A 12,538-nucleotide genomic window follows, 5' to 3' on the forward strand; every position below is an offset into this window, starting at 1 on the left:
GATTGCATACCAGGTAGGTCTCGACCGGGTACAACGCACCCGCGCTGGGAGCCGCGCGGAAGAAAAAGTTCCGGGTGTGGGTGGTGATTCCCTGGCAGGCCCACAGCAGCTGGCTGAGCTGCTTGAGGCCTATCTCCTTTTCCTCGAAATCCCGGTAGCTCCTGCGCCGGACGATTACGTTCCACAGTTTTTCCCCGCCTTTGGTTGCGGGTTCCGGCAGCTCGATCCCTTCTGCGTCCGGATAGCTTTTGAACTGGCCGACCTGGTCCTCCCAGCGCGGAGACCACTCCTTGAGCGTCTCGCGGAAATACCTGGTCAACTCCTGGAATTCCCCGCCGATATCAAGTTCCGCGGCATTCTCCGCACTCATCGCATCCTCCACTCTTATTTCCCTGCAACAGCGGCGTTCAGCTCGCCGGGGACTCGATACCCAGGCCGAACACCCTGTTTGGATTATCGAACAGCATCCGGCGAGCGATTTCCAGCGCCGTGGGAATGTCGTAGTCCCCGCGCACCACCTTGCGCGCCAGAGTCCTCGCGATATTGTCCCGCGCGATTTCGAGGTGGCCGTGGATACTCTCGACCAGTTTCAGGTCGCCGCCGAAACCGAGGATCTTGTTCGACGGCACATAGTCCAGCCACTCGTCCAGCATCTGCACCGTGGTCGCCGGGCTGATGATGTGCATCCAGCACAGGTCCAGGTAGATGTTGGGGAAGTTCCTGCCCAGCACGCCCCATTCCCTGCCCCAGGGGAATCCGCCGTGGAACAGCACGAATTTCACCCGGTGGTATTCGCTCACCAGGTCGACCAGGTGCGAGGGCCGGCTGTCGGATATTCTGTTGGTGTAACCAGCCTGCAGCCCCGTGTGGATCTGGTAGACCAGATCGTGCTCCTCGGCGAAACGCACCGATTCGTGGACCAGGAAATTCTGCAGTGCGGCCAGCTCATCGTAGCTGCGGTGATGGGGCGCGATCCAGCTATCGGCGTGGCGGGCGAACTTATCGGCGAACAGCAGGTTGAACGCCCGGTCGGCCTCGGCCAGGGTTGTGCGCTCGAACGCGATCGAGCGGTTGTAAGCCAGGTTGTTCTTGAGCGCAACTACCCGGGGCTGCTCCTCAATCAGCCGCTCCAGATAGCTCCACATCGCATCGCGCATCTGCGCCGCAGAATGGATCGACCGTCCGCTGCGGCGCTCCAGGTCCTCCAGCTCGGCCCGGCTGTCGCAGAGGACGAAATACTTGGCGTGGCGCAGGCTCCGGAAGAACAGCGGCGAGTAGTCCTCATCGCTGTCCACGTCCAGCACGACGGCGTGGATATTATACTTGTCGCGGAACCAGTGCTCGTAGCTGCCCTCGGTTATCCCATCCCGCAGACGGGAGGCGAGCTGCCCGTAAGTCTCCCCGTTCAGCTGCTCGATCCCGAACACTCCGCGCAGCGTCCGCTCGATACTGCGGCCATAGCCGGTTGTGCGGGTATATGGCCAGTATTTGAGGATCACCTCGCGGGCGGCATCCTGGTTGTCGGGAGCGTTTTCCACAGCCTCGCTCTCCTTCCACTGCGCCCCCGCTCCGCACAGATCGCAGCCGACATAGCCGAGCTGCTCGGGTCCCGGCGGGAACTCGATCCGCTCACGCTCGCTGCGGGTGTGCTCGTGGCTGTCGATCACCGGCATCTGGCCGATCTCCGGCCTCAACCGTTCGAATACCGTCTCGGCACTGGGCATCCTGACAATCTCCATAAAGTCGCTGGTCGAATCCAAGCCGGCGCTCAAAGTGTCATCAGCCGCCGGACCGCATTAGTATAGGGCTTTCGCTCGCGCCGAGTCAATGTCAAAGAATGATTTTCAAGCGTTGTTGATTAGAAGTTGTTTTATAACTGGAGTTTTATTTCAAATTTTCGCCCATTGGCAGGTAATCCCAAAAACACAACCCCCTGTTTCCCCCTTTTCTAAGGGGGACTAAAACCGGATAACCCCAGCCACCGTACGAAAAAGCCTGAGGCCGGACAGGATTCCCCTCTTGAGAGGGGTGCCTGCGAAGCAGGCGGGGTGTGTATTCCCCTTACAAAGGGAGTGCCTGCGAAGCAGGCGGGGGTTGTCCCGTTTTAAGGTTATGAAATAGCTTCTATTAAAATTATTGGCCTCGCTGTTGATAATCATTTCCGAACGCATTATTTTTGGCAGAGGCAATGTGACGAGGCGGGGATGTGCGACCCAGCCGCCTTGGCAGTTTCCCTCTTTTTTAAAACCGCATCTAAACCGGATCAGAGAGCTATCGTGAACGGCAGAGAACGGGTACTGACAGCGGTCGACCACAGGGAACCCGACAGGGTGCCGATCACTTTCGACGCCCAGCCCGAGGTGTTCGAGCTGCTCTACGGGCATTTCGGGATCTCGACCAGAGAGGAGCTCTGGGATGCGCTGAATGTCGACACCTGGCTTGAAGGCCCGGTTGTCAAGGATCCGCGCGAGAAACAACTGGCCAACGGACTGTTCCAGAACCGCTGGGGCTACCATCAGAAGAAACAACCATACAACGCCAACGGCAAGACCGGCTACTACGATGAAATCGTCTATTACCCCCTGTCGGATATCGAAAGCGCCTGCGATCTGGACCACTACGACTGGCCCGACCCCAACCTGCTGGAATTCGGCCATTTAAACGAGTTGCGCAAGTCCCAGCCACACCGGGCGATAATCGCCCATATCACCCACGGCGGTTATTTCAACGCCACGTTCCTGCGCGGGATGGAGCAGTTCCTGGTCGACCTGGCGATGGACCCCGTGCTGACCCAGGCCCTGGTCGAGCGCACCAGCACTTACCTGATCGAGGCGCTGGACAGGCTGCTGGAGCAGGCCCCCGACGGGTTCGACATCTTCTACGTTGCCGACGATTACTGCATGTCCAGCGGGCCGCTGTTCAGCCCCGACGTGTTCAAAAGGCTGATCAAACCGTACCTGCGGGCTATCGCCGACAGGGTCCACGCCCACGGCAAGAAGTTTCTGCTCCACGTCTGCGGCTCGGTGCGCCTGCTCCTGCCGGAGATTATCGACTCCGGGGTGGATATTCTGGAGCCTATCCAGCGCCGCAGCACCGGGATGAATCTCAGGGAGCTTAAGAAGGAGTTCGGCCGGGACCTTACGTTCTACGGCTCGGTTGACCTGCTCCAGACCCTGAACAAAGGCAGCGTCAAGGACGTGCAGAACGAAGTGCGGCGCAATATCGAGATCCTGGGGCCCGGCGGCGGTTTTATCCTGGGGCCGGGTCACACCTATATCCAGATCGATGCCCCGCTGGAGAATATTCTGGCCATGTACGAAACCGCCTGCGAGCAGAGCATTCCTGTCTACGGTTGAATCCGCCGGGAACGGGTGGTAAATTACTCTCGTGTCAGCCTGCTTATAATTTCTTAACTCGTCTCCCGAGGTCGATAATGGCAAGGAAAAGCACCGGCTCTTTCAGGTTTCTGGTTCTGATCGCCGCGTTCTGCGGATTCTCGCTCCTGCTCGCGCAATCCGCCGGCAAGGACAAATCCTCACTGCCCGCCTCCGACCTCCCGTTCTCCCAGACAGTTTCTGTCGGCGAGCTGGTTTTTGTCTCCGGCCAGATAGGTATCGATCCGGCCACGGGCAAGATGGCCGGTGAGGATATCGCCAGCCAGACCCGCCAGGCGCTGGCGAATATCGAGCGGCATCTCAACGCCGCCGGCAGCAATATGTCGCGGGTGGTCAAAACCACGGTGTTCCTCAAGAATATCACGGATTATGCGGATATGAACGCCGCCTACAAAAAAGTATTCACTTCAGCACGGCCGGCCCGCGCAACAGTCGAGGTCTCCGGCCTGGTTGGCGGCGCGCTGATCGAGATCGACGCGATCGCGGTCAAGAATTCCCACGACGGCAAGCTGGAGCACAGGTAGCCATTCCTGCCCCAAACAGATACCGTTAAACACGGAGCATTTGATGAACCAGATCAGCGACAGAAAAGTCCTGTTCGACATCGTGTTCGATTCTGTCGAGCAGACTCCGGTGCTGGACATGCACACCCATCTCTATCCTCCGGCGTTCGGGGAACTGCTGTTGTGGGGAATCGATGAGCTGCTGACTTACCATTACCTGGTGGCGGAGTATTTCCGCTACAGCGACATGAGTCCCAAGGACTTTTTCAAGCTCGATAAAACCATGCAGGCGGATTTGATCTGGCAGGAGCTGTTTATCGACCACAGTCCCATATCGGAGTCCAACCGAGGGGTGCTGACCGTGCTCGACCGCCTGGAGCTTGAACCCGGCACGCGCGATCTGATCGCCTTCAGGGAGTATTTCGCCTCGCAGAAAGCGGAAGACTACGTGGACCGGGTATTCGAGGAGGCCAATGTCGAGGCGGTGGTGATGACCAACGACCCGTTTGATGACACTGAGCGGGGGGTGTGGGAATGGACCGAGGGCAACACCGACCCGCGCTTCAGGACCGCGCTGCGGATCGATCCGATCCTGATGGACTGGGATAACACTGCCGGCAGAGTCGAGGAGTGGGGTTATAAGACCTCCAAGGACCTGAACGAGCAGACGCTGAGCCAGATCCGCCTGTTCCTGGAGGACTGGATCGACAAGATGAGCCCGCTCTACCTGGCGGCTTCCCTGCCGCCGTCGTTCCGCTACCCCGAGGACAGCAAGCGGGCGACCATAATCGAGCACTGTATCCTGCCTGTCTGCCGGGCCACCAGACTGCCGTTTGCGATGATGATCGGGGTGAACAAGCTGGTGAACCCCAGCCTGGGCCTGGCCGGCGATTGCGTGGGTAAGGCCGATATGGGCACGATGGAGTATCTGGCCGCCAATTTTCCGCACAACAAGTTCCTGGTAACTTTCCTCAGCCGCGAAAACCAGCACGAAGCCTGCATCATGGCCCGCAAGTTCGCCAACGTGATGCTCTTCGGCTGCTGGTGGTTCATGAACAACCCGAGTATCATCCTCGAGATAACCTCCGAGCGAATGGAACTGCTGGGCACGAGTTTTGTCCCGCAGCACTCCGACGCCCGGGTGCTGGACCAGCTGATTTACAAGTGGGCCCACTCGCGCGAGTTGATCGCCGGGGTGCTGGCCGACAAGTACGATGACCTCCTGCGCGCCGGCTGGTCTCCCACCGAGGAGGAAATCCGGCGCGATGTAGCCAACTTGTTCGGCGGCAATTTCAAGCGGTTTGTCGGCTGGAAATGAGCGGACCGGCGGAAGGTGAAAAAAATCACCGAAGACAGTAAATTCATTACAACAATAATTTTTATTGCCAGATAGCTTTTTTTTTGTTATATTGTTACTGTAGCAGGGAGACTTGCTTTCCCTGCTTTTTTTTGGCTGTTGGTAAGCATCGCGTGCTTCACAGCCAGTTACATTAATTTTTGCTGTAGGAGTGTTTCAAGATGGCGACCGGAAAAGTGAAATGGTTCAATGAGTCCAAGGGCTTCGGATTTATTGAGCAGGAGAATGGACCCGATGTCTTCGTCCATTATTCCGCCATCCAGTCTGATGGTTTCAAGACTCTTTACGAAAATCAGGAAGTTGAATTTGATATCGTAGAAGGGCCGAAGGGACTGCAGTCTGAAAACGTGGTCCCGCTCAACAAGGGCTGATCTCGGCCTGACTGACATCAAAAAGCCGGAGCTTTGAAAAGTTCCGGCTTTTTTTATTTCCGTACCCGGTTTTCCACATGCATGGCCTTGTTCTCATAGAGCAGCACCCTGGGGTGGCTCCAGCCGATCGAGATAATATCCAGGTCCCCGTCGTTGTCGATATCCACTGTCACCGCCCCGTCGTGGTGCTCGTCGCCCGTGTGGACCACCGATTGCCGCCATGCTCCACCACGCCCGTCCTGATTGGAGAACACCAGCAGGCGCGCTGTCGCCGGTTTTTCGTAGTTATGCTCGCCCACCACGATATCCTGGTCGCCGTCCAGGTCGAGGTCCGCCACGTCCAGGCTCATCGGCCCGACAACCTCGGCCACCACGTGTTCGATCCAGAGGCCGCGTGGTTCGGCCGGGTTCTCGTACCAGGCAAGCTTACCGGGAACGTTGATCGCCTCGTAGCCGACAACCGCATCCAGCCGGCCGTCGCCGTTGATATCGGCCAGACGGTTCCTGTCCGGCGACTCATCGGTTTCGAACAGGGTATGAGTGTCAATTGAGCCATCCCCGGAATTTTCCAGCCAGATCGTACCCAGCAGCAGGTCCAGGTCCCCGTCCCCGTCGATATCACCGGCCGACACCTGTTCGTCCTGGGAGACCGGCGTCACCTTCATCCACTCCCAGTCCGAGCGCACCGGGTCATCCGGGATGATATACGCCTGGATCCCCTGGCCGGCCATATGCCAGGACATTACCGCCACCAGCGCCGTGGGACCCGCATTCAGCACTTCGATTCCCTGCAGGAAATCACCCTGGGCCCGGGGGATGTTATCTTTTATCTCGAACCCGTTTCCCTGCTTGTTCACCGCCCAGACGAACTGCGAACTGGCGTCCGAGCCCTTGCCCGCGGTACCCAGGATGTCGGGATAGCCATCCGCGTTGAAATCGCCAACCGCGGCCATGTTGCGCAGCGGCTCGCCGATTGTTTCCCGCCGCCAGTTTCCGCCCGGCTCTCCGGGATTGCGATACCACCAGCCGCCGGTGACAATGTCCCGGTCCCCGTCACCGTCCAGGTCCGCCGCATCGATAAACACCGCGCGCCAGGGCTTGCCAGGGTCGATTACGTGACGCTCCCAGCGGTCCGTGGCAAGCCGGGCCGTGGTAACCAGGTTGTTGCGCCAGAGTTCCACGTAGGCCAGGCTGTCCCGGGCCACCGATTTCCAGTTGGCCCCGAAAATATCCGTGTCCCCGTCTCCATCGAAATCACCCAGCCTGATCCCGTGAGACCCGGTTTCCGAGAGCACCTGCCGCCGCCAGTTCAGCCCATCGCCCCGATTGATAAAAACCAGCACCGGGTCGGGGTCCTCGGACTGGTGCATCTCGGCGGTGGCCACGTCGAGATCGCCATCGTTGTCCAGGTCCGCCGCTCCCAGGCTGTGTCCTTTTTCGAGGCTGGGTGAGATTACGTGTTTGGCCCAGCCGGAGTGGGCCGGGTCCGGCGGTGCCTCGAACCAGGCTAGCTCGCCGGTGCTTTCCGCCTCGGTCATCAGCGCGTCCAGCCGGCCGTCGGCGTTGACATCGGCCACCTTGACCACCGCATCCATGTGCCAGTCGGCAAAGGTGTGCTCAGCCCACGGATCGCCTTCGTTACCCGGGTTGGAGAACCACTTCCCGCCGATAACAACGTCAGGGAAGCCGTCGCGGTCCATATCCCCCAGGGCCAGGCCCTCGCCGTGCGGACAGTCGAGAACCTGCTGAGTCCAGTTGTCCCCGGTGCCGTGATACCAGAGGATCAGACGGTTACCCTCCGCGGTGCCGAACCCGCTCTGGCTGCGCGAGACAATATCCAGGTCGCCGTCGCCGTCCAGGTCCGCCAGTTCCAGATCGTGGGCGCGCGGCGGGCCGATAGCGTGGAGTTTCCACCGCCAGGTCGATGGATCGGCTCCGGGGCCGGGGTTCTCATACCATTCCATCCGCTTTTTATCGTAGTACTCGGAGATCACCAGGTCATTGTCCCCGTCGCCGTCCATGTCACCCACCTCGGCGTCGCAGCTCCAGCGTCCCGCCGGGGCAATCATGAACTTTTCCCGGTCCGGCGAGCGGTACCATACTATCGGTCCGCCGGCGCTGGAGCTGATCACCAGGTCTTCGATCCCGTCGCCGTCAAGGTCGCCCGCCGACTTGGTGTGCGGGTCCGCCGGGCCGTCCTGGTCGATAATGATATGCTCCATCGGCAGTTCGTCCGGCTCGAACGCCGCACCGCCGTTGAGCCAGATATCCAGCCGCGGGGTGCGCCAGTTGTATGGTTTGCCCAGGATATCGATATCCCCGTCGCCATCGAGGTCCGCCGCCCGGCTCTCGTGGTTGCCGAAACGCTCGACCGCGATCCGGGTGCGGAAGCCTCCCCGCCCATCGCCGAGGAAAGCGTAGACCTTGGCGTCCGGGTTCTGCTCGTTCAGTCCCATCTCGGCCAGGAACACATCCAGATGACCGTCGCCGTTAAGATCGGTAATCTGCAGGCTGTGCCCATGCCAGACCTCATGGCCCAGCAGGTCGCGTCCGGCCCAGCGCGCGCCGGTCCACTGGTACATCCTGACCCTGCCTACCCCGTCGCCCACAACCAGCACCACCTCGGGACGGCCGCCTTCGACAAGCTGCCCGGCGGCCGAGCGGGTGAAATGCTGGGTGATGTCTATCGGGTGCATCTCGACACCGCCGCCGGTAAAGTTGAACCAGCGCCCGCCGCCGACCAGGTCGGTCACGCCGTCCCCGTCGATATCCGCCGCGGCCAGGCCCTCGTGTTCGTTGGGATCGGCCCAGCCCGGCAGCTCCGGTCCGCCCTCTGGATGGTCGTCGGGCGACCAGGAGTAGACTTCATCGAGTTCCCACGGCTCGACCGTGGGATCGTCGGGAATCGCCGCGCGGATCAGTTTGCACGCTCCCTGGTTCCAGAACACCAGCTCCAGCCGTCCGTCGCCGTCGAAATCGCCGAATATCTGGTCGTGATGCTTATTGCCCCCGCCTGACTTGATCAGCCTCCGGGTCCAGGGACGGGCTTGGTTGAAAGCGGGGTACGGATTTTCCCACCACCAGAGCTGATCGCTCGATGAGTCTCCGCCCATCACGATATCCGGATCCCCGTCGCCGTCGATATCGTGCGCCGCGCCCCCGGCTTCGACCGGCAGCGTGGTGGAATCGATAACAAAGCGGTCCCAGCTCTGGCCCGAACGCAAATAGAGCACCATCGAGGGGGGCGCCTGACGGCAGCCGATCACGAAGTCGTTAACTCCGTCCAGGTTGAGATCGGCCACCAGCGAGGCTGTCTGCTGGGTGGCCAAGCCGGGCGCGGGCAGATCGCCGGTAGTTGTGGAGAGGTGCGTCCAGCCCGGCTCCGGGGCTTGAGCCACCTGGTTATCCGCTGGGGAGGCACAGGCGACAAAAAAAGAGAAAGTCAGTGCGAGCAGCAGAGCGTACATCCGGGCCTCCCGAGTGCGGGAATTGATTGGTAGGCGGTATTCGGAACACATAAGAATCGGCAGGAATCAGCCCGATTGCAAGAATAAAAAAAGGGGGCAGCCAAAACAGCAACCGGCTGCCCCCGTTATCAGGCGGAATCGTGATGATGATCAGCGGGACGATCCCAGTTCGTTCAGCTTTTTCTGTAGGCTCGCGCGGAACGGCAGAGTGACAAAAACCGTGAGCATCAAAGCGTATAAAACTGTGAGAAAAGCAACTGCCAGATATGGTCCAGTATTTGACAGGTCAGGCACCGCAGTCAGGATAAAAATTAATGCCATCATGAATGTTACAATCGCCATATAAAAAGCGTATGCCTGAAACGTGCGAAAAAAATGTAGAGCGTTTTCCAGTTCGGAACTATCCTGTGCGCTTTCCTGAAAAGCAAGCTTGATATACTTCACAATTTCCGAGGGTCTGAATGTACAGAAAACCAGCAGGAGCACCAGGAGCATCACCAGCATAGCTGGGGGATCGGTGAAGTAATATGGCGGTACGGCGCCTAATAACCAAAATGCAGCAAACAAAAAGATAAAAGTGAAGGGCATTAGGATCAGGTATGACTTACGCATGATTTCCTCCCGGATTCAAAATTTGATGTACGGCCAGATTGTCTGGCCGGTTTCATAAGCTTTTTCGACAGCGTCCTGAAAAGCAGCGGAATTATTGATCCTTTCACCAAGTGGCGATGATCCGTGTCCGAAAGACAGCCCCAGTGCGATAATGACCAGGATCACGGCAACCGCGGCATGATCAGCCAACGCGCCCCACAGTGTGGCGGCCCAGCGGAATTCAATTTCCTCACCGATCAGCAACGGTGGCTCCGAGCGCTGGTATTGCTCGACTTCCCGGCTGAAAAAATCGTGAACCAGTTTATCCACCCGGTCAGTTGTCTTGTCAGGTTCGTATCGCATCGCGCTCTTTCATGGCCGATTTAAGGTTTTGCCTGATCACGTGTATCCGGTACTTGAGCGTACCGACCGGAATGTCCAGTACCCCGGCGATTGATTTGTAGCTCATACCCTCGTAAAACCTGAGAAAAGCCGCCTGCCTGTCCCGGTACTCGAGCGAGTTGATAAAGCCGCCGATAAACCTGGCCTGTTGATCATCAATCAGCAGTTGCTCGGGGTCCGGCATAGTCGATTCAACGGTGTCGAGGTCAACGTTATCCGCACGGTTGCGCGGGTTATTTCCGGCTGAAGTCTTACGCAGGTGGTCGATACAGTAATTTCTCGCCAGCGTATAGATCCAGCCGTTAAAAGAAAAGATCGGGTTGTAGCGGTGGAGGTTCCGGTAAACACGGATCATGATCTCCTGGGTAATATCTTCTACCTCTCCCGCCTCCGCGCGGGTTGCATAGCGCACGAACACCGCGATCCGCTGCTGATAGGATCGCCAGATTTCATCGAAAATACGTCCCCTGTTCTCTTTGTCTCCCGAGACGAGAAAGGAAATCCTGAACTGTCCGGCCAGACTGTTCATACTGTTTACTACGTAAAGTTTGCGGAATGGTTGGGATAGTGACGCAAAATATTTGAGCCGGGGAGCCTGGCCGGTATCTGCGGGGTGAGATTATTCTGCGGGTGCGGGTTCCGCCTGCTCCGGTTCGAGTTTAATTCCCCCGGAGTATCAATTATCGCTTTAGATTCTTATCTGCGCTCCCATTCGCCTCCCAGAAACTCGTGGGCGATCTGGACGAACATGCCGGACCACCTGCCGCCGAGGGGGCCATGCCCGCCGTTCGGGACGATCCAGAGATATGACTCGGGGATCGACCCGTAGATTTCCAGCGGGATATTCACCGGAAAAAAACGGTCCCTGTCGCCATGGACAATCAGCGTCCGGGCCTTGATCGTGGACAGGAAAGGCGGAGTGAAATTCATATCGTCGTAGCTGTCCTTGAACGCGCGGAACTGTTCAAGCAGCTCCCTGACCTGTCCGTCGCCGCGCTTATGCGTCCGCAGCAGGTTCTCGCGGCGTTCATCGGTGATACTGTCGGCGAACGTGCTGCGCATGATCTCCCTGGCCTGCTCGGGGAAATAGATCGTGGCTCCGATCAGAATCATCGCCTCCACCCGTTCCACCTGGCTGGTGGCCATGTGGACCAGCGTCATCCCGCCCGTACTCGAACCGATACCCTTGAATTTACCGATACCGAGGTGGTCCAGCAGCGCGTAAACATCCAGGGCCGACTGACGGTGGGTGAATTTGCCGGATGGGTTGGTGGAGCGGCCGTGGCCGCGAAGGTCGGGCAGGATCAAGCTATACTGGCCGGAAAAATCGTCGATAAGCCGCCGCCAGCCCCGGCTCGATCCGGTAAACCCGTGGAGCAGCACCAGCGGCTCGCCCTGGCCGTAGGTCTCGTAGTACATCTCCATCCCGTTGACCGACACCGTCTTGCCGGGGAGCGATTCCTGGGCCGGCAGCGGTTCCGCCGACAGAACCACGGCCAGGGCGAAGATAATGGCGAAAGCACATCTTTTCACAGGCATGGTCAATCCCCTTTCAGCGTATCAGCGCGGCGATGGACGGTATCAGCCGAACAGCTCGATCTGAAAACTCTCGGCGTAGAGGCATTCATCTTTCCACGGTTCCAGCACCCGGTTCTGCAGATCGGTCTGGATTTTTCTGTTGAGTTTCAGGATCCGCTCGTCCAGCCCGTAACCCCGTTGCTCGATATTGCGCTGCTGCTGGGAGTCGTGGCAGCGCAGGAGCGAGGCTTTCCAGCGCGCCGCCTCCCCATCGAACGGGACCACGAGCTGCTCGTTGATAGCGGTTGTTTTAGGATCATGGATATATAACGCCAGCAGGGGCCGGTTCCGGCCGGCGGCCAACTTCGATGCCAGAGCGCGGAACAGGTTATAGAGGGCCGCGTGGCCCACATTCGTGTCCTCGCCATGCGGCAGGGCGACTATGTCCGGGGCCTCGTTTTTCAACAGTTCGCCAAGCAGGGACGCATTGCCCGGTGTCTCTGTCAAATCGCCGAAATCATCCTCGGTTCCGCCTTCGAGGAACACGACTTCCCCGTCAACTATTCCGGATTTTTCCGCACTGGCCAGCTGTTCCGCGCGCCGCAGCTCTAGCTTGCAGGTTTCAAGGTCTTTCGAACTTTTCCCGGCCGCTTTCGCCCAGCCGCGGGCGTACTGGTCGGTCACTCCGCCGGTCGCCCCGCCGGTGACCGCGTAGCTTACCCGGCAGCCGGCACGGGCGAACACCCGCAGGGTGACAGCAACCGCATCGGGATCATCGGGGTGCGGCGCCAGGGCCAGCACCGTCCCGCCGACCGGCGGTTCGATCCAGCGACGGCCAGCGGCCTTTTCGCCGAGGAACAGAATCTCCCCGCGGCAGACCGCCTCCCAGAGGATTTCGATAAAAGTTTCCATTGCCATCATCGACAACTCACCT

Annotated in this window: 11 protein-coding genes and 1 pseudogene (1 of these 12 only partly in view); 4 read left to right on the forward strand and 8 right to left on the reverse strand. The window is 59.1% G+C overall.

From position 1 onward, the window contains the following. Together FVQ81_07315 and FVQ81_07320 are read right to left on the reverse strand one after the other, a co-directional pair. Positions 1 to 370 (reverse strand): annotated as a pseudogene (locus tag FVQ81_07315) (SagB/ThcOx family dehydrogenase); it reaches 356 nt to the left of the window's first position. A 37-nt stretch (positions 371 to 407) separates the two neighbouring features. Further along, on the reverse strand, positions 408 to 1,772 hold the full coding sequence (locus FVQ81_07320; protein MBW7996361.1) for an amidohydrolase family protein: 1,365 nt from the start codon (positions 1,770 to 1,772) through the stop codon (positions 408 to 410). Positions 1,773 to 2,204: 432 nt separating this feature from the next. Between FVQ81_07320 and FVQ81_07325 the strand changes: the two genes are divergently transcribed. The 4 genes from FVQ81_07325 (at position 2,205) to FVQ81_07340 (ending at position 5,626) form a co-directional block, all read left to right on the forward strand. Continuing rightward, positions 2,205 to 3,356 carry a hypothetical protein gene (locus FVQ81_07325; GenBank protein MBW7996362.1) on the forward strand — a complete coding sequence of 384 codons (1,152 nt, stop codon included), beginning with the start codon at positions 2,205 to 2,207 and terminating at the stop codon, positions 3,354 to 3,356. Positions 3,357 to 3,433: 77 nt separating this feature from the next. Further along, positions 3,434 to 3,919 carry a hypothetical protein gene (locus tag FVQ81_07330; GenBank protein MBW7996363.1) on the forward strand — a complete coding sequence of 162 codons (486 nt, stop codon included), beginning with the start codon at positions 3,434 to 3,436 and terminating at the stop codon, positions 3,917 to 3,919. Between the two features lie 43 nt (positions 3,920 to 3,962). Next, positions 3,963 to 5,216: a glucuronate isomerase gene (locus FVQ81_07335; GenBank protein ID MBW7996364.1), complete on the forward strand. Its 1,254-nt coding sequence runs from the start codon at positions 3,963 to 3,965 to the stop codon at positions 5,214 to 5,216. Positions 5,217 to 5,416: 200 nt separating this feature from the next. Then, entirely contained in the window at positions 5,417 to 5,626 is a 210-nt protein-coding gene (locus tag FVQ81_07340) for a cold-shock protein (protein MBW7996365.1), read from the forward strand. Positions 5,627 to 5,679: 53 nt separating this feature from the next. On the opposite strand, the gene FVQ81_07345 is transcribed toward FVQ81_07340, so the two are convergent. The 6 genes from FVQ81_07345 to FVQ81_07370 all read right to left on the reverse strand — a co-directional run bounded on the left by FVQ81_07345 (position 5,680) and on the right by FVQ81_07370 (position 12,531). Continuing rightward, the gene (locus FVQ81_07345) at positions 5,680 to 9,144 is read right to left on the reverse strand and encodes a hypothetical protein (protein MBW7996366.1); all 3,465 of its coding nucleotides are present in this window, start codon (positions 9,142 to 9,144) and stop codon (positions 5,680 to 5,682) included. A gap of 99 nt (positions 9,145 to 9,243) precedes the next feature. Beyond that, positions 9,244 to 9,705 (reverse strand): hypothetical protein, encoded by a 462-nt coding sequence (locus FVQ81_07350; GenBank protein ID MBW7996367.1) that lies wholly within the window; start codon positions 9,703 to 9,705, stop codon positions 9,244 to 9,246. A 15-nt stretch (positions 9,706 to 9,720) separates the two neighbouring features. Then, positions 9,721 to 9,948 (reverse strand): hypothetical protein, encoded by a 228-nt coding sequence (locus FVQ81_07355; protein MBW7996368.1) that lies wholly within the window; start codon positions 9,946 to 9,948, stop codon positions 9,721 to 9,723. 82 nt (positions 9,949 to 10,030) lie between these two features. After that, the gene (locus tag FVQ81_07360) at positions 10,031 to 10,615 is read right to left on the reverse strand and encodes a sigma-70 family RNA polymerase sigma factor (GenBank protein MBW7996369.1); all 585 of its coding nucleotides are present in this window, start codon (positions 10,613 to 10,615) and stop codon (positions 10,031 to 10,033) included. A gap of 167 nt (positions 10,616 to 10,782) precedes the next feature. Continuing rightward, entirely contained in the window at positions 10,783 to 11,625 is an 843-nt protein-coding gene (locus FVQ81_07365) for an alpha/beta hydrolase (GenBank protein ID MBW7996370.1), read from the reverse strand. Positions 11,626 to 11,667: 42 nt separating this feature from the next. After that, positions 11,668 to 12,531 carry a hypothetical protein gene (locus FVQ81_07370; protein MBW7996371.1) on the reverse strand — a complete coding sequence of 288 codons (864 nt, stop codon included), beginning with the start codon at positions 12,529 to 12,531 and terminating at the stop codon, positions 11,668 to 11,670. Positions 12,532 to 12,538 lie beyond the last annotated feature (7 nt).

This window comes from Candidatus Glassbacteria bacterium (assembly GCA_019456185.1).
In the GTDB taxonomy this organism is placed as follows: Bacteria; Gemmatimonadota; Glassbacteria; order GWA2-58-10; family GWA2-58-10; genus JAJRTS01.